This window comes from Gluconacetobacter asukensis, from assembly GCF_014174375.1.
GTDB classification, from domain to species: domain Bacteria; phylum Pseudomonadota; class Alphaproteobacteria; order Acetobacterales; family Acetobacteraceae; genus Gluconacetobacter; species Gluconacetobacter asukensis.
Window position 1 is genome coordinate 435,668 of sequence record NZ_JABEQE010000001.1, and the last position, 22,005, is coordinate 457,672.

A 22,005-nucleotide genomic window follows, 5' to 3' on the forward strand; every position below is an offset into this window, starting at 1 on the left:
TGGCAACAGCTCAATGTCCCCGGCGGCGTAACAGAAACAGCGCCTGCTCGCCGAACAGATTGGCCAGCCGGATGGAGCGGCGCCAGGGCGCGCGCTCGCCATCCTCATCCACCGCCATCCACTGCTCGACCACATAGCCTTCCTCGCGGCACAGCATCAGGAAGTCGAGGATAGTGCAGGGGTGAATGTTCGGCGTCTGGTACCACGGCGTATGCCATACGGCGGTCATCGGCATGCGCCCGCTCGTCAGCAGCTTCAGCCGCAATTGCCAGTGGCCGAAATTGGGGAACGAGACGATGGCATGCCGCCCGATCCGCAGCATCTGCCGCAGCACCTCGCGCGGCCGCTCGACCGCCTGCAGCGTGCGCTGCAACACCACATAATCGAACGCCTCGTCGGGATAATGCGCCAGATCATGGTCGGCATCGCCATGCATCACCGGCAGCCCGTGGGCGACCGAGCGCGTGACCTCGCGCATGTCGATCTCGATCCCCCGCGCATCGCAGCCCCGGGTGCGGAACAGGTAATCCAGCAACGCCCCGTCACCGCTGCCGATGTCGAGCACCCGCGTGCCGGGACGGATCATGTCGGCAATCAGCCGCTGGTCGAGGCGCATGGGTCAGCCGATCCGTGCATGTTCGGCGGCGCCGGACAGGAAGCCGCGCACCGTCCGGTCGAAATCCGGCTCGTCGAGCAGAAAGGCATCATGCCCCTTGTCGCTGTCGATCTCGACGAACGACACGTTGGCCGCCGCGCGGTTCAGCGCCCGGGCCAGCAGCCGCGCCTGCGAGGTCGGGAACAGCCAGTCGGAGGTAAACGAGACGATGCAGAAGCGCGTGCGCGTGCCATGGAAGGGCCGCGACGGGTCCCCGTCATGCTCCGCGCCCAGATCGAAATAATCCATGGCCCGGGTGATGGTCAGATAGGAATTGGCATCGAACCGCCGCACGAACGACGATCCCTGATGCCGCAGATAACTCTCCACCTCGAAGATCTCGCCGAACAGCGACAGCGATCCGGCCTTGTCATACGGGTCGCGCCGCACCCGGCGGCCGAATTTCCGCGTCAGCGCCTCTTCGGACAGATAGGTGATGTGCGCCATCATCCGCGCCACCGCCAGTCCGCGCGCCGGCACCGCGCCCTGCTCCCAGTAGCGCCCGCCATGCCAGTCGGGATCGGCGAAGATCGCCTGCCGGCTGACCTCATTGAAGGCGATGTTCTGCGCCGAATGAAAGGGCGAGGTCGCGATCGGCATGGCGGCGAAGACCATGTCGGGGAAGGTGGCAGCCCATTCCAGCACCTGCATCCCGCCCATCGAGCCACCGACCACGGCAAACAGCCGGGCAATGCCCAGCGCATCGACCACCAGCTTCTGCGCCCGCACCATGTCGCGGATGGTGATGGGCGGAAAATCGGTGCCCCAAGGCTCGCCCGCCACATCGGGGCGCGGATCGCGCGGCCCGGTCGAGCCCATGCAGCCGCCCAGCACGTTCATGCAGATGACGAAGAACCGGTCGGTATCGATCGGCAGGCCCGGCCCGACCATGCGGCTCCACCAGCCCGGCTTGCCGGTCAGCGGGTGGGTTTCGGCCAGATACTGGTCGCCCGTCAGGGCATGGCAGACCACGATCGCATTGTCCCGCGCCGCCGACAGGGTGCCATAGGTCCGATACGCGACCCGCACCGGCGCCAGCCGGAAACCGCATTCAAGCTGCATCCCCTCGGGAAACAGCATGTGCGCATGCTCGATCTGGGTGGGCGTTGTCTGGTCCATTGCGCGGGCGGACATTCCGTCAAGAACGATTGCAGGGCGCGGGCAATATCCCCGTCACGGTCGATCGTCCTATGGCACCGGCGCCGAACACACGCAACAGGAGGCTGCGCCCAAACCTATTATCCCATGCGCAGAGGCTGTTGCAAAAGCTCCGATGGTGAGCGGAAGCGTGGCGCCAGCCACGCGTCTGGCGGTGGTTTTTGAGCATCGGAGCGGAGCGGCCTTGATGGCCGTGAGCACCGAAGCGCAGGAAACCGCCGTCAGGCCGCCGCCAGCGGGGCTTTTGCAGCAGCCTCTTTCACCGGATCGTGTGCACCCTGCCGGGTCCCTTCCACGCAGCACCGCGTTATGGTCGGGCATGCGGCCAACCATCGAAGGAACCGACGCCATGACCATCAAGAAATTCGGCACCGCCCACTGGGAAGGCGGCCTGAAGGACGGCAAGGGCACCGTTTCAACCGAAAGCGGCGCATTGTCCGCCCTGCCCTACGGCTTCAACACCCGCTTCGAAGGCGTGGCCGGCACCAACCCCGAGGAACTGATCGGCGCATCCCATGCCGCCTGCTTCGCCATGGCCCTGTCAGGCATTTTGGGCGGCGCCGGCCTCACCGCCACCGCGCTGGACGCCAAATCGGTCATCTCGCTGGAAAAGCAGCCCGACGGCTTCGCGGTCACCGCCGCCCACCTGACCCTCACGGCCACCATCCCCGGCGCGACCGAGGAACAGTTCCAGGACCTCGCCGCCAAGGCCAAGGCCGGCTGCCCGATCTCCAAACTGCTCAAGGCCGAAATCACGCTGGAAGCGACGCTGAAGGCCTGACCAGAAACGCGCTGGTGAGCACCTGCTCGCCACCAGCGCGCATTCCGCTCTGAGCCTGACCGAAAATGCGCGCTGGTAAGCGAGAGCGGCCCGGCCCGGGCCGCGCCCGTCGTGTGTCCGCGAGCACCGGAGCACAGCGGACGCGCGCCGGATCGCCACCAGCGCGCATTTTCGGTCAGGCGCGCGGATCGTGCCCGGTCTGGCCTCTGTGACGCAGCAGATGATCGGCTAGCACACACGCCATCATCGCCTCGCCAACCGGCACCGCCCGAATCCCCACGCACGGATCATGCCGCCCACGTGTCGAGACCTCGACATTCTCCCCGCCCCGCGTCACCGAGGGAACGGGCGTCAGGATCGAACTGGTCGGCTTCACCGCAAACCGCGCCACCAAAGGCTGGCCGGTGGAAATCCCACCCAGCACACCGCCGGCATGGTTGGCACCGAAGACCAGCCGCCCATCTTCCATCCGCATCGGGTCGGCATTTTCCTCGCCGGTCAGGGCAGCGGCGGCAAACCCGTCGCCGATCTCGACCCCCTTCACGGCATTGATGCTCATCAGCGCCATCGCCAGGTCGGAATCCAGCTTGCCGTAAATCGGCGCCCCCAACCCCGGCGGCACGCCCTCAGCCACGATCTCGACCACCGCACCGACCGAAGACCCGGCCTTGCGCACGGCGCCCAGATATTCTTCCCACACCGGCACCATCGCCGGATCGGGGCAGAAGAACGGATTGGTGCCGACCGCATCCCAGTCCCAGCGCACCCGGTCGACTTCATGCGTGCCGATCTGCACCAGCGCGCCGCGAATGCGCACCCCCGCGCCAAGCACCTGCCGCGCCACGGCACCCGCCGCCACCCGCATCGCGGTCTCGCGGGCCGAGGAACGCCCACCGCCGCGATAATCGCGAATGCCATATTTCAGGTCATAGGCCACATCGGCATGGCCCGGCCGATAACGCTCGGCGATATCGCCATAATCGCGCGACCGCTGGTCCACATTGCGAATCAGCAGCGAGATCGGGGTGCCGGTCGTCTGTCCCTCGAACACGCCCGACAGGATCTCGACGGAATCGGGCTCCTGCCGCTGGGTGGTGAATTTCGACTGGCCGGGCCGCCGCTGGTCCAGCCAGGGCTGGATATCGGCCTCGGACAGCGCAATGCGCGGCGGGCAGCCATCGACCACACAGCCAATCGCCGGCCCATGACTCTCCCCCCAGGTCGTAACCCGGAACAGATGCCCGAAACTGTTATCCGACATGACCCGATAATCCCTTCGCTACCACCCCAGCCTGCCCGCAAAACCTGCCCGGAGATGTGGGCTGGTGAGCGAGAGCGGCCCAACGGGCCGCGCCCGTCGTGTGTTTCCGAGCACCGAAGCGGAGCGGCCTTGATGGCCGTGAGCATCGGAGCACAGGAAACGCGCGCCGGATCGCCACCAGCGCGCATCTCCGGGCAGGTTTTCAGTCGCTGGCGACGCTGATGTCTGGCGCCATGGGGTTCTTCATGCCCACGATATTATAGCCGCAATCCACATGGTGGATCTCGCCGGTCACCCCGCCCGACAGGTCGGAGAGCATATACAGCCCCGCGCCACCAACCTCTTCCAGCGCCACATTGCGCTCCATCGGCGCATTGTACTGGTTCCACTTCAGGATATAGCGGAAATCGCCGATCCCGTTGGCGGCCAGCGTCATGATCGGACCGGCTGAAATGCCGTTGACGCGGATGCCGTCACGGCCCAGATCGGCCGCCATATAGCGCACCGAGGCCTCCAGCGCCGCCTTGGCCACGCCCATGACGTTGTAGTGCGGCATCACCTTCTCGGCGCCCAGATAGGACAGGGTCAGCATCGACCCGCCATTCGTCATCAGCCGCGCCGCCCGGCGGGCGACGGCGGTGAACGAGTAGCAGGAAATATCCATCGCGGTCAGGAACGCATCGCGCGGCGTGTCCACATAGCGCCCGCGCAGGAACTGCTTGTCCGCCCAGCCGATGGCATGGACCAGGAAATCGAGCGTGCCCCATTCTTCCTCGATGCGGGCGAAGGCCTCGTCCATCGCGGCGTCGTCCGACACATCGCACGGCAGCACCAGCGACGAGCCCACGCGCTCGGCCAGCGGACGGACGCGCTTGCCCAGCGCCTCGCCCTGATAGGTAAAGGCCAGCTCGCCGCCCTGCGCCGCCACGGCGTTGGCAATGCCCCAGGCGATCGAGCGGTCATTGGCCACACCCATCACAAGTCCGCGCTTGCCCTTCATCAGGGTGCCGGTGGCCGGGGCTTTGGACGCGCCGTCTGACATGATAGAATCCTCGGAATGGATGGAATATGGCATGATCGGAATGGCGCCGTGGTTGCACAAGCGCGCGCGTCGGACAAGATCCGAGCGGCCAGGCAGCCCCGGTTTCACCGAATGCGTGGCATGCCGGCCATGTTTCCACCCCCCGCCCGGCCAGAATGGGACCGACCGCTATGACCACGCCGCTGATCGACCTGGGGTCCGATCCCTTCGCCCTGTTTGCCCACTGGATGCGCGCGGCCGAGGCCGCCGAACCCAACGATGCCAATGCCATGGCGCTGGCCACCGCCACGCCCGACGGCAAGCCCTCGGTGCGGATGATCCTGCTCAAGGGCGCCGACCGGCGCGGCTTCGTCTTCTATACCAATCTTGAAAGCCGCAAGGCCGGCGAATTGCTGGAAAACCCGCAGGCCGCGCTGCTGTTCCACTGGAAGAGCCTGATGCGGCAGATCCGGATCGAGGGACCGGTCGAACCCGTCACCAACGAGGAAGCCGACGCCTATTTCGCCAGCCGCTCGCGCCTCTCGCGGCTGGGCGCCATCGCCTCCGACCAGTCCCGCCCCCTGGCCGACCGCGCGCTGTTCGAACAGAGGCTGGCCGAGGAAGAGGCCCGCTACCCGGAAGGCACGCCGATTCCGCGACCGGCCGACTGGTCCGGCTTCCGCCTGATTCCGGAGCGGATCGAATTCTGGCAGAACCGCGCGCACCGACTGCACGACCGGGCGGTATGGCGCCGCACGAATGCGGATGCGGGATGGGAGACCACGCGCCTCTACCCCTGACCCTTCCCGCTGGCGACGTTCCTGGGATTCTGGAGAATAACATTGAAGAATATACAGAAAATCCTTCTACCCCTGAACGGGACGTCCAATGCCGAGGCCGCCCTGGCAACCGGCCTGCTCTTCGCGCGGCAGTTCGGCGGCCATATCGCCGTCCTGCATGTGCGCGCCGACAGCCGCGACGTCGCCCCCCTGGCCGGCGAGGGCCTGTCCGGCGCGATGGTCGAGGACATGATGTCCGCCGCCGAGCGCGAGGGCGCACGCCGGGCGCTGGCCGTGCGCGAGATGTTCGCGCAGTACACCACCGATAACGGCGTGACGGTCACCGACGCCATCCCGCCCTTCCACGGCAACCCGATCGGCAGCGCCTCGGCCAGCCTCGTCACCATGATGGGCCGCGAGCATGAGGTCGTGACCTACCGCGCCCGCCTGTCCGACGTCACCGTGGTCCCGCATCCGGATTCGGGCGAGGAAATCTCGTCGTCCGAGACCCTGCACGCCATCCTGTTCGACAGCGGCCGCCCGGTCGTCATCGCCCCCCGCCGCGTCCCCACCGCCGCCGGACGGCGCATCTGCATCGCGTGGAACGGCACGTCGGAAGCCACGGCAGCCCTGCATCACATCCTGCCCTGGGCGGCCGAGGCCGAGGCGGTGCGCATCCTCTATTCCGGCGACTATCAGCGCCGGGGCCCCGAAGCCCGCGATGCCGCCGACTACCTGACCATCCACGGCATCCACGCCGACCTGGTGGAATTCGGCGACCCGGACGAGACGGTGGGCGCCAGCCTGCTGGCGGCCTGCCGCGATTTCGGCGCCGACATGCTGGCCATGGGCGCCTATTCCCACTCCCGCCTGCGTCAATTGATCCTGGGCGGTGTCACACGCCACGTTCTGGAGAATGCCGAAATCCCGGTGCTGATGAGCCGCTGACCCCCCTCATCATAGGTGCCATGCCAAAAATACCACGCCAATAAGACGTATATTTCACTTGAATATCGATCGAAGAATGGTTAGATCCCTCCTCAAAGCACGATAACCTCTCGTGCATTGAGAGGCTGCTTGCAAAGTCGGCCTGCCGAGCGAGAGTGCCGCATGGCGGCACGCCCGGCGTGTATTTTTGAGCATCGGAGCGGAGCGGCCTTGATGGCCGTGAGCACCGAAGTGCCGCAAATGCACGTCGGATCGCCGGCAGGGTGGCTTTGCAAGCAGCCTCCGAGGATATGGGTCTGCACCGTGCATATCGAGCCGACGATCATCCATGCCATCGAAGCCGCCGGCGAGGACGCGCCGGCGATCCTGCGCGCGGCGCTGACCGGCATGCCGCACGGGCGGATCGGCCTCGTCTCCTCCTTCGGCACCGAATCCGCCGTGCTGCTGGCCATGGCCGCCGAGATCGACCCGTCGGTCCCCGTGCTGTTCCTGGAAACCGGCCAGCATTTCCCCGAGACCCTGGCCTATCGTGACCAGCTCATCGAACGGCTGGGCCTGACCGGCGTGCGCAATATCAGCCCCGACCCGGCACAGATCGCAGCCCGCGACCCGCAGGGCCAGCTCTGGGCCTTCGATCCCGATGCCTGCTGCGCCCTGCGCAAGGTCGAACCGCTGGACGCGGCGATCATCCCCTTCGATGCGTGGATCACCGGCCGCAAGCGCGGCCAGGCTGCCACCCGCACCCACCTGCCGGTGATCGAGCCCCAGGCGGATGGCCGCTTCAAGATCAACCCCCTGGCGCGCTGGAATGCGGCCGAGCTGGATGCGGAAATGACACGCCGCGACCTGCCCCGCCACCCGCTCAGCCACCTGGGCTATCGCTCGATCGGCTGCGCGCCCTGCACGCGTCCGGTCGCCGAGGGCGAGGACCCTCGCGCCGGCCGCTGGGCCGGCATGGCCAAGACCGAATGCGGCATCCACGTCTGAGCCCCGCCGCAACGACCCCGAACCCTTTTCTGCCGAACCTGTAAGGTAGCGCCCACCATGGACGATCTCGACCAACTCGAAGCCCAGAGCATTTACATCCTGCGCGAGGCGTACCGGAAGCTGAAGCCGCTGGCCATGCTGTGGTCGCTGGGCAAGGATTCCAACGTCATGGTGTGGCTGGCGCGCAAGGCGTTCCTCGGCCGGGTGCCGTTCCCGGTGATGCATGTCGATACCGGCAAGAAATTCCCCGAGATGTACCGCTTCCGCGACGAATATACCCGCAAGTGGGAACTGGAGCTGCTGCTGGGCGACTGCCCCCCGGTCGAGGAAATCGACCCGACCCTGCCCCCGGCCGCCCGCTCCGCCGCGCGCAAGACCGCCGGCCTGGCGACGATGATCGAGAAATACAAGCTGGAAGGCGTCATCGCCGGCATCCGCCGCGACGAGCAGGCCACCCGCGCCAAGGAGCGCGTCTTCAGCCCGCGCGGATCGAGCCATAAATGGGACGTCCGCAACCAGCCCCCCGAATTCTGGGACCAGTACGCCACCCCGCATGAAGAAGGCGTGCATATCCGCGTCCACCCGCTGCTGTCCTGGCGCGAGATCGACATCTGGCGCTATATCGAGCGCGAAGGCATCCCGCTGGTCGACCTGTATTTCTCCAAGAACGGCAAGCGCTATCGCTCGCTGGGCGACCAGGACATCACCAGCCCGATCGAGAGCGACGCCTCGACGGTGGCCGAAGTGATCACCGAACTGCAGACCACCCGCACGTCCGAGCGCGCCGGCCGCGCCATGGACCATGAATCGGAAGATGCGTTCGAGCGGCTGCGCGTCGCCGGCTATCTGTGAACCCAGCGGACGGATCGAGACACACAATGAGCAACGATATCCTCCGCCAGGACGCGGCGACCCCCATCGTCATCGTCGGCCATGTCGATCACGGCAAATCCACCCTGATCGGCCGCCTGCTGCATGACACCGACAATTTGCCCGAAGGGCGGGTGGCGCAGATCATCGAATCCAGCCGCAAGCGCGGGTTGAAGGTCGAGTGGAGCTTCCTGCTCGACAGCCTCCAGATCGAGCGCGACCAGGGCGTCACCGTCGATTCCACCCGCATCCCGTTCCTGCTGGGCAACCGGCAGTTCGTGATCGTGGACGCACCGGGCCACCGCCAGTTCCTGCGCAACATGATCACCGGCGCCGCCGATGCCGAGGCCGCCGTGCTGGTGGTCGACGCCGCAGAGGGCGCCCAGGAACAGACGCGCCGCCATGCGATGCTGCTGCGCCTGATCGGCATCCGCCACGTCATCGTGCTGATGAACAAGGTGGATCTACTGGACTATGACGAGCAGAAGATCGCCGCCTCCGAACAGGCAGTCGCCGCCCTGCTCAAGCAGCTCGACATCGAACCCAGCCTGTTCATCCCGGCCTCGGCGCGCGAGGGCGACAATATCGCCTCCCGCTCGCCGCAGATGGCATGGTACAAGGGCCCGACCCTGACCGAGGCCCTGGCCCTGGTCCCGTCCCCCGCCGGCCGCGCCGACCTGCCGCTGCGCCTGCCGGTGCAGGATGTCTATCGCTTCGACAGCAAGCGCGTGGTTGCCGGCCGCATCGAGCGCGGCCGCGTCACGGTCGGCGACACGCTGGTCATCGGCACCCACGGCACCACCGCCCGCGTCGCCTCGATCGAAAGCTGGCACACCGCGCCGCAGATCTCCGCCGTGGCCGGCCAGTCGGTCGCCATCACGCTGGAACCGGACGTGATCCCCGATCGCGGCGACCTGCTGCACCGGCCGGAAGAAGCGCCGATCCGCACCGCGCGCATCCGCTCGCGCCTGTTCTGGCTGCGCCAGGAGCCGCTGCGCGTGGGCGAAAGCTTCCGCCTGCGCCTCGCCACCGCCGAGCATCAGGTCACCGTCGCCTCGATCGATTCCGTGGTGCGGCTGGACGACCTGACGGAACACGCATCCGACCACGTCCCGCCCGAAGGCTTCGCCGAGATCACCCTGGCGGCGTCGGAGAGCATCCTGTTCGACGCCTTCACCCCAGGCACCACCGACGGGCGCGGCGTCCTGGTCGATCGTCACCAGCGCATCGTCGGCGGCGCGCCGCTGATCGGCCCGGCCGATATCGCCAGCGGCACCAAGGCCATCCACCCCACCGACAGCACCGTCTCGCTGTGGGACCGGGCACAGGCGCGCGGCCATCGCGGCGGCGTGTTCTGGATGACCGGCCTGCCCGGCGCCGGCAAGAGCACCATCGCCCGCGCGGCGGAATCCCGCCTGTTCGGGCAGAAGATCGACGTCTCGGTGCTGGACGGCGACACGCTGCGCGCCGGCCTGTGCGCCGATCTGGGCTTCTCCGAGGCCGACCGCACCGAGAATGTGCGCCGCGCCGCCGCCGTCGCCCGCATCCTGGCCGAAACCGGCCAGGTGGTGCTGGTGGCGCTGATCTCGCCGCGCGCCGCCGACCGCGAACTGGCGCGCCAGGTGGTGGGCGAAGGCTTCCACGAGATCTTCGTCGATGCCGACCAGGCGACCTGCGAGGCCCGCGACCCCAAGGGCCTGTACCAGGCCGCCCGCGCCGGCCGCATCACCGGCTTCACCGGGATCGACGCCCCGTACGACACCCCCGCCAGCCCCGACCTGCACCTGCCCACCGGCACGGGCAGCGTGGGCGAGGTCGCGGATCGTCTGGCCGCCTATGTGGCCGACAGCGTCGTGCTGGCCGAGGGCACCCGCCGCCGCTCCTGACCGGAGGGCGGCCCCATACGAAGAGTGTAATGCACGATTAATAATCGTGCATTCCTCTTGTATTGGCCCCACGTAACCCCTAATGACCCTGTAGAACAGGGGAGCATCCTGTCGGCACCGGCCGGATCGGGTAAAAGAGGACTGACCAGTGAGCGATGTCAGGAACAACCGCCGCGAGGCGGGCGGTTCAAGCGTGATCACCGCCAACCGGCTGCTGGACGGGCGCATCGTCTGGCAGGTGGAAGAGGGCACATGGTCGACGCTGATCGACGACGCCCGGATCATCCCCAATGATGAGATCGAGGCCGCGATCGCCCACGCCGCCGGCCGCCAGCAGGCCGACGGGCTGGTCGGCGTCTATGGCGTGCAGGTGGATGCCGAGGCCGCAACACCGACTCCCGTGACGGTGCGCGAGCGCATCCGCGCCTTCGGCCCCACCGTCCATCCCGATTTCACGCCCGCAGCCGAGCTCGAAGCCCATGCCTGACACCATCCCAGCACCCGCGCTGCCCGTCGGGCATTACGGCTACGACCAGGTGGACCGCGCCTTCCTGGCCGACCGGGTCGAGCAGTTCCGCGACCAGGTGGCCCGCCGCATCGCCGGCACCCTGTCCGAGGACGAGTTCAAGCCCCTGCGCCTGATGAACGGGCTGTATCTGCAGCTCCACGCCTACATGCTGCGCATCGCCGTCCCCTATGGCGTGCTGGATTCCCGCCAGCTGCGCGAACTGGCCCATATCGCCCGCACCTACGACCGCGATTACGGCCATTTCACCACCCGCCAGAATCTCCAGTTCAACTGGATCAAGCTGGAAGACACGCCCGACATCCTGGCCCGCCTGGCCGATGTCGACATGCACGCCATCCAGACCAGCGGCAACTGCATCCGCAACGTGACCTGCGACCAGTTCGCGGGCGCGGCACAGGACGAGCTGGTCGATCCGCGCGTCCATGCCGAAATCCTGCGGCAATGGTCCACCCTGCACCCGGAATTCACCTTCCTGCCGCGCAAGTTCAAGATCGCGATCAGCGGCAGCCCGAACGACCGCGTGGCCGCCCGCTTCCACGATATCGGCCTGGTCGCCAAGCCGGCGCCGGACGGCGGCACGCAGTTCGACGTCTTCGTGGGCGGCGGCATGGGCCGCACCCCCATCGTCGGCGTGCACCTGCGCGACGACCTGCCGGAAGAAGACCTGCTGGCCTATCTGGAGGCCATGGTCCGCGTCTATAACGAGTACGGCCGCCGCGATAATATCTACAAGGCGCGGATCAAGATCCTGGTCCAGGCGCTGGGCACCGAAGGCTATCGCCAGAAAGTCGATGCCGAATTCGCGGCCATGAACCGCGCCCGCTACCGCCTGCCGCCCGAAACCGTCGCCGCCATCCGCGCCCGCTTCGGCACGCCGGACCTGCACGCGCCCGACGACGCGGCGGCCCAGCTCGACCGCGCCCGCCGCGCCGATCCGGCCTTCGACCGCTGGGTCCGCACCAACACAAACCCGCATCGCGCGCCCGGCTACATCTCGGCCGTCATCTCGCTCAAGCCCGCCGGCGGCATCCCCGGCGACGCGACTTCGGCACAGATGGACCTCATCGCCGACCTCGCGGATCGCTACGCATTCGGCGAAATCCGCGTCACCCACATGCAGAACCTCGTGCTGGGCCATGTGCGGCAGGACGAACTTTATGCCGTCTGGCAGGCCCTGCGCGGGGCCGACCTCGCCGCGGCCAATATCGGCCTGATCGGCGACATCATCGCCTGCCCCGGGCTCGATTACTGCTCGCTGGCCAATGCGCGCTCGATCCCGATCGCCCAGAAGCTCAGCGCCCGTTTCGCCAGTCCCGAATTGCAGGAAACGATCGGCCCGATCGAGATCAAGATCTCGGGCTGCATCAATGCCTGCGGCCATCACCATGCCGGCCATATCGGCATCCTGGGCGTGGACAAGAAAGGCGAGGAATATTTCCAGCTCACGCTGGGCGGCTCGCCGGGCAGCGACGCCTCGGTCGGCCAGATCCTCGGCCCGGCCCTGCCCGAGGACGCGACCGTGGACGCCATCGCCCGCCTGGTCGATGCCTATCTGGTCCACCGCACCGGGGGCGAACGCTTCCTGGATACCTACCGGCGCCTGGGCGCCGCCCTGTTCAAGGATGCCGTCTATGCCACTGCTTGAAAACGGACGGCTCGTCCCTGACATCTGGACGATTCTCGACGAAGAAGCTCCTTTTCCCGCCACCGGCCCGGTCATCGTGCCGCTCTCCCGGCTGGAAGAAGGGCTGGCCCGCGCGCCCGGCGAGAAACTGGGCGTCGCGATCCCGCAGGACGCCGAAATCGACACGCTGCGCACCGTCCTGCCCCGCCTGTCGCTGGTAGCCGTCACCTTCCCGATCTTCCGCGACGGCCGCGCCTTCAGCCAGGCCCGCGCCCTGCGCGAACACCTGCACTTCACCGGCGAAATCCGCGCCACCGGCAAGCCCCTGCCCGACCAGTACGAGTTCCTGCTCCGCTGCGGCGTCTCGACCGTCGACCTTCCCCCCGGCAGCGACCCGGAAGTCTGGGCCCGCGCCCACACACGCTTCCGCACCGCCTACCAGCCGTCGGTCCTTGGCGAACGCGCCGAAGGCGTCACACTGCGCCGGGTGCTCTGATCTCTCTGTTCTTTTTTGAAAAAAAGAACCAAAAAACTTTGATTCGTTCAGGGACGTCGTGTGCCCCCAGCACAAGGCTCCTGAACGAATCAAAGTCTTTTTGCTTCTTTTTCTTCAGAAAAAGAAGAAACACTCCTCCCGCACGCACCTCTTCCGCCCGACAGTCGCGCATGCTACCGCCGAACCCATGACACGACGCGGCATGCTGAAACGCCTGACGGCGACGGGCGCGGCCCGCGCGGCGGCGATCGGCCTGCTGCGCTCCTATCTGCGGCTGGCGATCGGCACCACGCGCTGGACGTTCGACATCCACCCCGACGCCTATCCGCTGCTGACCGGCCAAGGCGAACATTCCGTGCTGGTCGCCTTCTGGCATGAAGCGCTGGCCCTGACCCCGGCGCTGCTCTGGTGGTCCACCGCCCGCAATCCGACACTCCGACCCCATGTCCTGATCAGCCGCAACCGCGACGGCCGACTGATCGCCGACATCATCGCCCCGTGGGGCGCCGGCACCATCGCCGGTTCCACCGACCGCAAGGGCAAGGACAAGGGCGGGGCGGCGGCACTGCGCCAGTTGCTGACCCTGATCCGGGGCGGCAACCCGGTCGTCATCACCCCCGACGGCCCGCGCGGCCCACGCCGGCAGGTCGAACAGGGGGTCATCGGCCTGGCCCGCCTGTCCGGCGCACCCATCGTCCCCGTGGGCGGCTGGTGCGCCAACTGGCGGCTGGGCGGCTGGGACCGCATGATGATCCCCCTGCCCTTCGGACGCGGCCGGATCGTCTGCGGCGCACCGATCGCCGTCACCCGCGACGATCAGGACACCGCCCCCACCCACCTCGCCACCGCGCTCGACGCCGCCATGCACGCCGCCACTCCCGCCCGCGCGCGTGCGGCCCAACGCGTATGGGCCGGGCTGGCCACCCTGCTCGCCCCGGCCCTGACCCTGCTGCTGCACCGCCGCCTGGCACGCGGCAAGGAAGTGCGCGGCCGCCAGCGCGAGCGCATGGGCCTGACCGCCCGCCCCCGTCCAGCCGGCAGGCTGGTCTGGCTGCACGCCGCCAGCGTGGGCGAAACCCAGTCGATCCTGCCCGTGATCACGGAACTTCTGGCCCGCGACGCCGCCCTGCACGTGCTGCTCACCACCGCCACCGTCACCGCCGCCAACCTGCTGGAGCAGCGACTGGCCGGCACGGCGGAGGGCGCGCGTGTCATCCACCAGTTCGTGCCGCTGGATGTCCCCCGCTGGATCGGCCGCTTCCTCCGCCACTGGCGCCCCGACGCCGCCGCGCTGACGGAAAGCGAACTCTGGCCCAACCTGATCGAGGCCTGCCACCGCAAGGGCATCCCGCTGGCGCTGCTGAATGCCCGCCTGTCCGACCGCGCACGAACCGGGTGGGGCCGCCTGCCCGGCCTGGCCGACCGCATGCTGGGCCGTTTCACGTGGATCGCCGCCCGCTCGGACCTCGACGCCACCCGCCTCCGGGCGCTGGGCGCCACGCGGATCGACATACCGGGCGACCTCAAGAACGCCGCCCCACCCCTGCCGGCCGACCCGGCCGCAATCGCCCACCTGCGCACCCTGCTGGCCGACCGCCCGGTCTGGCTGGCCGCCGCAACCCATGAGGGCGAGGAAGAACAGATAGCCGACGCCGCCCGGCAACTCCGCACGCGCCACCCGGACCTGCTGACCATCATCGTGCCCCGCCATCCCGAACGCGGCCCGGCCATTGCCGAAACTTTGGGCAACGCCCCCCGCCGCGCGGCAGGGCAGGAACCCGGCCCGAACGATACCTTCTGGATCTGCGACACGCTGGGCGAACTCGGCCTGTTCTATCGCGTCGTGCCGATCGCCTTCATCGGCAACAGCCTGCCGGGCCCCGGCCGGCGCGGCGGCCACAACCCGCTGGAACCCGCCCGCTTCGGCACCGCCCTGGCCACCGGCCCCCTGACGGAAAATTTCCTCGACGCCTTCGCCCGCCTGGGGGACGCGGTGCGCGTGGTGCCCGATGCCGGCGCACTGGCCGAATGGGTCCACATCATGCTGGCCGACCCCGCCCGCCGCGCCGAGGCCGGACATCAGGCCGAGGCCGCCACCCACGCCGATTCCACCCTCCCCACCTGTCTGGCCACGCGCCTGCTGGCCCTGATGGATGCACGCTGATGCGCGCCCCCCGCTTCTGGTCCGATAGCGATGACAGCTGGCCGGCCCGGTTTCTGGCCCCCGCCGCCACCCTCTACGCCCACGCCACCGCCCGGCGGGTGCGCCAGCCGGGCTGGCATGCCCCCATCCCGGTCCTGTGCTGCGGCAACCTGACCGCCGGCGGCGCGGGCAAGACGACACTGGCGCTCGATCTGGTCGCCCGGCTGGCCGCACGCGGCCGACGCGTGCATGTGCTCACGCGTGGCTATGGCCGCCGCCGCGCCGGGCTGCTGCGGGTCGATCCCACCCGCCATACCGCCGCCGATGTCGGGGACGAGGCCCTGCTGCTGGCGTCCCTCGCCCCCACCCATGTCTCGGCCGACCGCGCGGCCGGCGCCCGGGCGGCGATCGCCGAAGGCGCGGACTGCCTGGTGATGGATGACGGGTTCCAGAACCCCGGCCTCCATCAGGACATGAAGCTGCTGGTCATCGACGGCGCCAGCGGCTTCGGCAACGGTCACGTCATCCCCGCCGGCCCGCTGCGCGAACCGGTCGCAACCGGCGCCGCCCGAGCCCACGCCGCCATCCTGATCGGCGACGACCGCACCGGCGCCCTCGCCCGCCTGCCGGGCCACCTGCCGGTCCTGCGCGCCGATCTGGCCATGCAGGACGCAACCCCGCTGCTGGCCGGCCAGCCGGCCATCGCCTTCGCCGGCATCGGCCGGCCCGAGAAATTCTTCGACGGGCTGCGCGCCCAGGGCATCACGCCGGCAGCCTGCGTCCCCTTCGCCGACCATCACCCCTACACGCCCCGCGACCTGAAGCGCCTGCTGGCGCTGGCCACAACCCACGGCGCGGCACTGCTGACCACCCCAAAGGACGCAGCCCGCCTGCCCCAGGCATTCCGGGCCCGGATCCGCACCGTCGGCGTCAGCCTGGCATGGGCCGACCCCGCCGCGCCGGAACGCCTGCTGGACCAATGGCTGGAAAGCGCCCCCCGATGACCCAGCCCCGCGACGAGACCCGCCCCATCACCCGCCTGATGCGGATCGAAGCCCTGGCCGCGCGCGCCGCCCTGGCCCTGCTGCGCCGCCTGGGGCCGGTGCGGGCCTCGAATGCCGGCGGCGCACTCTGCCGCGCCATCGGCCCGCTCCTGCCGGTCTCGCGCGTGGCCGACACCAACCTGCGGCTGGCGATGCCGGAACTCGATGCCCCGGCCCGCCGGGCGGTGATCCGCGCGGTCTGGGACAATCTGGGCCGCACGGTGGGCGAATTCCCGCATCTGGCCGCCCTGCCGGAAAATCCGGCCTCCGGCCCCGGCTGGGATGTCGTCGGTGCCGAGCATCTGGCCGAACAGGTGGCACGCGGCGGCCCGGTGATCTTCATGTCCGGCCATATCGGCAACTGGGAAATGCTGCCCCCCGGCGTGGCCCATCACGGGCTGCCCTTCGCCTCGTTCTACCGCGCCGCCGGCAACCCGCTGGTCGACGACATGATCCGCGCCCTTCGCGAAGCGGCCATGAACAAGGCAGCGGGGGGCGAGCCAGTGCCCATGTTCGCCAAGGGCGCACGCGGCGCACGCGGCGCGCTGGCCCATATTGCGCGAGGCGGCCGCCTGGGCATGCTGGTGGACCAGAAGATGAATGACGGGATCGAGGCCAGGCTGTTCGGCCACCCGGCCATGACCGCCCCGGCACTGGCCGCCATGGCCCTGCGCTATCGCTGCCCCGTCATCCCCGGCTATGTCGAACGGCTGGGCCCGGCCCGCCTGCGCATCCATGTCGAACCCAAGCTGGACCTGCCCGACAGCGGCGACCGGCAGGCCGACATCCTGGCCCTGACGCAGGCCGTCAACGACCGGCTGGAACGCTGGGTCCGCGCCCGCCCCGGCACCTGGCTGTGGCTGCACCGTCGCTGGCCGAAATCCCTCCGCCCCTAGGGCCTGAGCGAAAATGCGCGCTGGCGGCGATCCGACGCGCGTTTCCTGCGCTTCGGTGCTCACGGCCATCAAGGCCGCTCCGCTCCGATGCTCGGAAAACACACGCCGGGCGCGGCCCTGCGGGCCGCTCTCGCTCGCCAGCCCACATTTTCGCTCAGGCCCTGACAGGCTGCTTCATCGCACACCCACGCGCCACCGCCCCGTTCATGGTCAATCGGTGGCAAATTCGTCTCAGAATCGCATCAATCATAGGCAATTCACGCTGCCGATGCGACAAATCAATGACACTCACGATCAATCGCTGATTACGTTACGATCATATGCATCATTTCGTGCCTAAAATTAGGTCTTTTTTGCAACAAATCATTGCTTTTTTGCCACATGCCCGAACTTCTGCCTTTTTGGGTGGCGGGACGGATCAGATTCAATTTGGCAATGCCCGGCACCGCGCTCTAGCGTTTCCCTCGCCCCATACTCCGAGGACATGACAGATGCCCGCGACGATGATGACCCTGAAGGCGACCACTCCCTCCACCGACAACGTCGTTCCGCTGCGTGCGAATTTCCTGCCCCGCCATCGGGAATATCTGATGCGCTGGCTGGACGCCGGAACCTGCATGGGACTGTGTGACGTCGACGTCTCTCCCCGTTCCGGCAACGGCCCGATCGAGCACGTGCTGGTCTGGGTACGCGAGAACGCCGATCCCGCCTATCTGTTGCGTCCCGAAGGCATGAATTGGGTCCTGGTCGACAATCTGCGCGACCACCGGCTGGGCAGCTTCAAGACGTTCGAAGCGGCGCTGTACGCAATCCGCCCCGTCCTGGCCTGCGGCGCGACCGCGGCGGCCTGAACGCCGCCGCCCCTGCCGCCTGCGTTCCCGCCAACCGCCAACCCGTCAGCTCTGTTCCCGCGCCAGGCGCCCCGCCGCGGGACTGACAATCCGCCCGCCGCCGGTGGGCTGGATCTGGAAAATCGCCAGATCGCGGCGTGTCTGACCATCCGGCGTCAGCCCGAACACGCCATCCACTCCTGAAAACCCGTCCGGACGCGTCAGGGCCTCGACCGTATAGCCGTTCGGCCGGTCCGCCGGCCGCGCCCGGTCCAACGCCCCGACCAGCGCCGAGGCATCATAGGCCAGGTCGCTCAGCGGCGTCGGCATGGTGTGATAGCGCGCCATATAGAGCTGGACGAAACGCTGCCGCGCCGCCGGGTCGGGCGCCGCATACCACGCGCCCTGCAACGGCCCCAGCTTGCCGGCAAACGACGCCCACAGCGCCGTCCCCAGAATCCGCACCGGCGGCAGGCCGCCATTCACCGGTGGCGCCGGCGGAGCGGCCGAGCCATCGGCGGTCGCGGCCGCACCCGGCGCCGGTGGCACGCCGATCACCTGGAACGATTGCAGCGCGTCGATCACCGCCGCCAGTTGCAGCCCGGTATCGGCCAGCAGCAGTGCATCGAAGGGCGGCGGCCCCGGCCGCGACGGCGCGGGCGCCGGCTGCGCCTGCTGCACCGCGCCCCCCACCGGATCGACCGCCGCCGCCACATCGGGCGGCAGCGCGGCCTGGGCGGCAGGCTGTGCCGCGCTCATGCGCGCATCGTAATTGGACAGGGTCTTCAACCCCTGCGTGATGCTGGCGGGGCTGTCGGTATGATAGACGATCTGAGGCACGGCCAGGCCCCGCGCCGCGCAATCCTGCACCAGCGCACGCCCCATCGCCCGGCCCAGCGCCGTCCCGGGCAGGAAGGCGGCAAAATGCTGCCGTCCCTCGGCCTGCGCCGCCGCCACCATCCGCGCGACCTGCTGCTCCGGCGCGATCCCCAGCGCCCACACGCCGGGCCGGCCAACCGACACGTCGCTGGTAAAGGCCAGCATCGGCACCGGGCCCGTCGTGGAAACAGTCGCCGCCTGCATGGTCTCGGCGGCGGTCAGCGGCCCCAGGATCACGCCATCGCCGGCCGCCAGGGCCGCCTGCGCCGCGGCTCCCGCGCCACCGGCGGCGGCCGTGTCCCGAATATCCAGCGGCGGGGCCGTGGGGCTGCCCAGCGCCATCCGCGTCGCCGACAGCATCGCCTGGCCCAGCCGCGCATTGCCGCCACTCAGCGGCAGCAGCACGCCGACCGTGCGGCCCGGCACCACCGCCGCCGGCGCCGCCGGAGTGACCGTCGCCACCGGACCGCCCCCTTCGGGGCCCGCACAGGCGGCCAGTCCGGCCAATGACGCCGCCAGCAGCAGTCCGGCCTTGCCAGAGAGGCCATGACGGGCTGAATCTGCAGGCCGTTTCTGCATCCGGGTTGCGAATGACCGATTCATCTTCCTCGTCCCTGCCTTTCCACGCACCCCATGAAGCGGTGTCCTCCAGACCTGCGCCATCTTCCCATAGCGGAGCCGACCCCGCCCGTCATGCCCCCGGCCCGGACGACACCGTCCCACCGGCCGAAGACCTCACCGAAGACGAGGACGCTCTCGCCCCCGCCGGCCATCCCGGCGGGGGCGTCCTGACCCTCGTCTCCACGCCCATCGGCAATCTCGGCGATTTCAGCGACCGCGCGGCCGCAACCCTGGCGGAAGCCGACCTGATCCTGTGCGAGGACACCCGCACCAGCGCGCGCCTGCTGACCGCGCGCGGCATCACCACCCGCACCGAGCCCCTGCACGACCATAACGAGCAGCACCGCATTCCCGCCCTGATCGCTCAACTGGAACGCGGCCGCCGCATCGCCATCATTTCCGACGCCGGCACGCCGCTGCTCTCCGACCCCGGCTTCCGCCTGGCGCGGGCGGCCATCGCGGCCGATATCACGCTGACGGCGGTGCCCGGCCCCAACGCCGCCATCACGGCGCTGACCCTGTCGGGCCTGCCGCCGCACCCGTTCATGTTCTCGGGTTTCCTGCCGCCCCGCTCGGCGGCGCGGCGCGAGGTCCTGGGCAGGCTGCGCGCCGCCGAGCAGGCCGGCCTGTCCGCCACCCTGATCTGGCACGAGGCCCCGCACCGGCTGGCCGAAATGCTGGCCGACCTGGCCGACATTTTCGGCACCGACCGCCCCGCCGCCGTGGCGCGCGAACTGACAAAACGGTTCGAGGAAGTACGGCGCGGCCCCGTGGGCACGCTCGCCGCCTGGTACACCGACAATCGGGCGCGAGGCGAAATCACCGTCCTGCTGGGTCCGCCGGCCGAGGATGACAGCGGCGCCGACGATCTGGACGACCGGCTGCGCGCGGCGCTGGCCACCCTGTCGGTCAAGGACGCGGCTTCCTTGGTCGCGGGCGCGATCAACCTGCCCCGCCGCACGGTCTATGCCCGCGCGCTGGAACTGGCCCGGCAGACCGACGACCCGCACCGCTAGCGCCTGCCCGCCGGCGGAAGGGCCACCCGGCACGCCCCGCCTATTGGTCACCAATATTCGTATCGAACAGCCCGTCCGGCATCGGGCCGCCCCCCAGGCGGACATTGAACAGATCGACCTGCGTCGCCTGCCCCTGCGCGTCCACCACGCTCCACGAGCGCAGCGACAATGGATTGTCATGGAACACCAGTGTCAGGCTCCCGTCTCCCGGCGAGGCCGTCCGCACCAGCGTGACCTGCACCAACCCGTTGGCATGCGTAAAGGCCGTAACGGTCACATCGCCCGACAGTTGCAGGCCGGGGCGCAGCAGCAACCCCAGAGGAGTCTTGTCCAGCGGCAGGGTCGTGGTCTGGCCCAGCTGGCTGTCGTTGAAGACCACCTGCCCATGATTGGCCACCAGCAGCAGCGGGCTGGGCTTGTCATATTCAAAGCGCATCCGCCCCGGCCGGTTCAGCCATGCGGTGCCAGTGGCGCGCTTGCCGTCCGGCGCCAGTTGCTGGAACTGCGCCTCCAGCGTCGTAATGCCGTCCAGATAGGTCTGGATACGCTGCACCCAGCCCCGATCGGCGGGCGAAAGCGTCGCCGCCACCGTCGTCTGGGCGCGTGCTGACGCCACGGGCAGGCAACCCATGGCCACCAGCCCGCCCAGCAGGCAGGTCGCGATACGGGTCGGCAGGAAAGGCAGGCGGTTCGGTCGCGTCATGGCACCCGGTCGGTCGCAGGGGGGGTCGCCGGTCAGCCACCCCGCCGGGGCACCGGTCCAGCCCGACTTCGTTGCCCGATCATTCCGGCAAGATCAAGGCGCTGCCCCCGATGCCCCCGCCCTATCGCAGCCGCCCCGACGCCACCAGCGCCGCCAGCCCCTCCGGCACGGGCATGTCCGCCGGCAGTTCCGGCGCCGGGCACGGCGCATCCAGCACGGTGCGGATCGGAATCACGCCCGCCCAGACCGGATAATCGCCCTCGGCCCCATCGCCCGGCGGCGCGTTGCGCACCTTCACGCTGGCCTCCTCGATATCCATCCACAACACGGCGGTCGCCTTGCGTTCCTGATCGGTCATCGGCCGCAGCGTCTCCCACCGGCCGGGAAAGAAATCCTCGATCATGTCGCGCAGCGCGGCGCCGATCGCCTCCTCCCCCTCCAGCAGATTGGCGGTGCCGAACACCATGGCCGAGCGATAATTGACCGAATGGCTGAAGGCCGAGCGCGCCATCACATACCCGTCCATCTGGCTGCATGTCAGGCACACAGGCGTCCCTCGCGCCGCGCGCAGAAACCGGCTGGCCGCCGAACCATGCCAATACACCCGGTCCCCCACCCGCCATTGCAGCGTCGGCGTCACATAGGGCGCGCCATCGATCACATAGCCCACATGGCACAAGGGCGAGGCATCCAGCACGGCATACACATCCGCCCGCGCGTGGCTGCCGCGCTCATGGGCGCGCCGCACCCGGCTGCGTTCGGTCACGGGGTAGGACTCGGTCATCACAGGCTCCTGTCGTTGCCCACCGACGCTGGACGGAAAACGGTCTGGCGTTAACATCCAGTTCTTCCATTTCCATCAGACCAGTTGAGCCCCAC

At 68.8% G+C, this 22,005-nt stretch carries 21 protein-coding genes; 14 read left to right on the forward strand and 7 right to left on the reverse strand.

Features of this window, described 5'->3' with window-relative positions; all coding sequences use genetic code 11:
* Window positions 1-10 precede the first annotated feature (10 nt).
* Both metW and metX read right to left on the reverse strand, forming a co-directional pair.
* Window positions 11-616, reverse strand: coding sequence for a methionine biosynthesis protein MetW (metW, locus tag HLH35_RS01975; RefSeq protein ID WP_182968513.1), 606 nt, complete (start codon window positions 614-616; stop codon window positions 11-13).
* A 3-nt stretch (window positions 617-619) separates the two neighbouring features.
* Window positions 620-1,774: a homoserine O-acetyltransferase MetX gene (gene metX, locus HLH35_RS01980; RefSeq protein ID WP_182977511.1), complete on the reverse strand. Its 1,155-nt coding sequence runs from the start codon at window positions 1,772-1,774 to the stop codon at window positions 620-622.
* 388 nt (window positions 1,775-2,162) lie between these two features.
* Between metX and HLH35_RS01985 the strand changes: the two genes are divergently transcribed.
* The gene (locus tag HLH35_RS01985; protein ID WP_182977512.1) at window positions 2,163-2,594 is read left to right on the forward strand and encodes an OsmC family protein; all 432 of its coding nucleotides are present in this window, start codon (window positions 2,163-2,165) and stop codon (window positions 2,592-2,594) included.
* Between the two features lie 175 nt (window positions 2,595-2,769).
* Here HLH35_RS01985 and aroC read toward each other — a convergent pair whose 3' ends face one another.
* Both aroC and fabI read right to left on the reverse strand, forming a co-directional pair.
* Complete coding sequence (gene aroC / locus HLH35_RS01990; protein ID WP_182977513.1) at window positions 2,770-3,855, reverse strand: chorismate synthase; 1,086 nt, start codon at window positions 3,853-3,855, stop codon at window positions 2,770-2,772.
* 202 nt (window positions 3,856-4,057) lie between these two features.
* The gene (gene fabI, locus HLH35_RS01995; RefSeq protein WP_182977514.1) at window positions 4,058-4,897 is read right to left on the reverse strand and encodes an enoyl-ACP reductase FabI; all 840 of its coding nucleotides are present in this window, start codon (window positions 4,895-4,897) and stop codon (window positions 4,058-4,060) included.
* A gap of 170 nt (window positions 4,898-5,067) precedes the next feature.
* Between fabI and pdxH the strand changes: the two genes are divergently transcribed.
* From pdxH to HLH35_RS02055, 12 genes are all read left to right on the forward strand, one after another.
* Window positions 5,068-5,676, forward strand: a complete 609-nt coding sequence (gene pdxH / locus HLH35_RS02000; protein ID WP_182977515.1) for a pyridoxamine 5'-phosphate oxidase — start codon at window positions 5,068-5,070, stop codon at window positions 5,674-5,676.
* A 42-nt stretch (window positions 5,677-5,718) separates the two neighbouring features.
* Entirely contained in the window at window positions 5,719-6,603 is an 885-nt protein-coding gene (locus HLH35_RS02005) for a universal stress protein (RefSeq protein WP_182977516.1), read from the forward strand.
* A gap of 303 nt (window positions 6,604-6,906) precedes the next feature.
* A complete protein-coding gene (locus HLH35_RS02010) occupies window positions 6,907-7,590 on the forward strand; it encodes a phosphoadenylyl-sulfate reductase (protein ID WP_338029266.1) in 684 nt (227 codons plus the stop codon).
* A 57-nt stretch (window positions 7,591-7,647) separates the two neighbouring features.
* On the forward strand, window positions 7,648-8,442 hold the full coding sequence (gene cysD, locus HLH35_RS02015) for a sulfate adenylyltransferase subunit CysD (RefSeq protein ID WP_182977517.1): 795 nt from the start codon (window positions 7,648-7,650) through the stop codon (window positions 8,440-8,442).
* Between the two features lie 26 nt (window positions 8,443-8,468).
* Window positions 8,469-10,346 (forward strand): adenylyl-sulfate kinase, encoded by a 1,878-nt coding sequence (gene cysC / locus HLH35_RS02020; protein ID WP_182977518.1) that lies wholly within the window; start codon window positions 8,469-8,471, stop codon window positions 10,344-10,346.
* 148 nt (window positions 10,347-10,494) lie between these two features.
* The gene (locus HLH35_RS02025) at window positions 10,495-10,833 is read left to right on the forward strand and encodes a DUF2849 domain-containing protein (protein ID WP_182977519.1); all 339 of its coding nucleotides are present in this window, start codon (window positions 10,495-10,497) and stop codon (window positions 10,831-10,833) included.
* Window positions 10,826-12,520 carry a nitrite/sulfite reductase gene (locus tag HLH35_RS02030; RefSeq protein ID WP_182977520.1) on the forward strand — a complete coding sequence of 565 codons (1,695 nt, stop codon included), beginning with the start codon at window positions 10,826-10,828 and terminating at the stop codon, window positions 12,518-12,520. The genes HLH35_RS02025 and HLH35_RS02030 overlap by 8 nt, the downstream gene beginning before the upstream one ends.
* Window positions 12,507-12,995, forward strand: a complete 489-nt coding sequence (locus HLH35_RS02035; protein ID WP_182977521.1) for a DUF934 domain-containing protein — start codon at window positions 12,507-12,509, stop codon at window positions 12,993-12,995. The genes HLH35_RS02030 and HLH35_RS02035 overlap by 14 nt, the downstream gene beginning before the upstream one ends.
* A 202-nt stretch (window positions 12,996-13,197) precedes the next feature.
* Window positions 13,198-15,159, forward strand: coding sequence for a glycosyltransferase N-terminal domain-containing protein (locus HLH35_RS02040; protein WP_182977522.1), 1,962 nt, complete (start codon window positions 13,198-13,200; stop codon window positions 15,157-15,159).
* Window positions 15,159-16,142 (forward strand): tetraacyldisaccharide 4'-kinase, encoded by a 984-nt coding sequence (gene lpxK / locus HLH35_RS02045; protein ID WP_182977523.1) that lies wholly within the window; start codon window positions 15,159-15,161, stop codon window positions 16,140-16,142. Before HLH35_RS02040 ends, lpxK begins: the two co-directional genes overlap by 1 nt.
* Entirely contained in the window at window positions 16,139-17,077 is a 939-nt protein-coding gene (locus HLH35_RS02050; protein WP_182977524.1) for a lysophospholipid acyltransferase family protein, read from the forward strand. The genes lpxK and HLH35_RS02050 overlap by 4 nt, the downstream gene beginning before the upstream one ends.
* A gap of 491 nt (window positions 17,078-17,568) precedes the next feature.
* Window positions 17,569-17,928, forward strand: a complete 360-nt coding sequence (locus HLH35_RS02055; protein ID WP_246384762.1) for a hypothetical protein — start codon at window positions 17,569-17,571, stop codon at window positions 17,926-17,928.
* A 45-nt stretch (window positions 17,929-17,973) separates the two neighbouring features.
* Here HLH35_RS02055 and HLH35_RS02060 read toward each other — a convergent pair whose 3' ends face one another.
* Window positions 17,974-19,389, reverse strand: a complete 1,416-nt coding sequence (locus tag HLH35_RS02060) for a penicillin-binding protein activator (protein WP_246384763.1) — start codon at window positions 19,387-19,389, stop codon at window positions 17,974-17,976.
* On the opposite strand from HLH35_RS02060, the gene rsmI reads away from it, so the two are divergent.
* Window positions 19,377-20,423 carry a 16S rRNA (cytidine(1402)-2'-O)-methyltransferase gene (rsmI, locus tag HLH35_RS02065; RefSeq protein ID WP_338029267.1) on the forward strand — a complete coding sequence of 349 codons (1,047 nt, stop codon included), beginning with the start codon at window positions 19,377-19,379 and terminating at the stop codon, window positions 20,421-20,423. The genes HLH35_RS02060 and rsmI overlap by 13 nt on opposite strands.
* 40 nt (window positions 20,424-20,463) lie before the next feature.
* Here rsmI and HLH35_RS02070 read toward each other — a convergent pair whose 3' ends face one another.
* Entirely contained in the window at window positions 20,464-21,126 is a 663-nt protein-coding gene (locus HLH35_RS02070; RefSeq protein WP_182977525.1) for a LolA family protein, read from the reverse strand.
* A 121-nt stretch (window positions 21,127-21,247) separates the two neighbouring features.
* Window positions 21,248-21,910 carry a pyridoxamine 5'-phosphate oxidase family protein gene (locus HLH35_RS02075; RefSeq protein ID WP_182977526.1) on the reverse strand — a complete coding sequence of 221 codons (663 nt, stop codon included), beginning with the start codon at window positions 21,908-21,910 and terminating at the stop codon, window positions 21,248-21,250.
* Window positions 21,911-22,005: the final 95 nt, after the last annotated feature.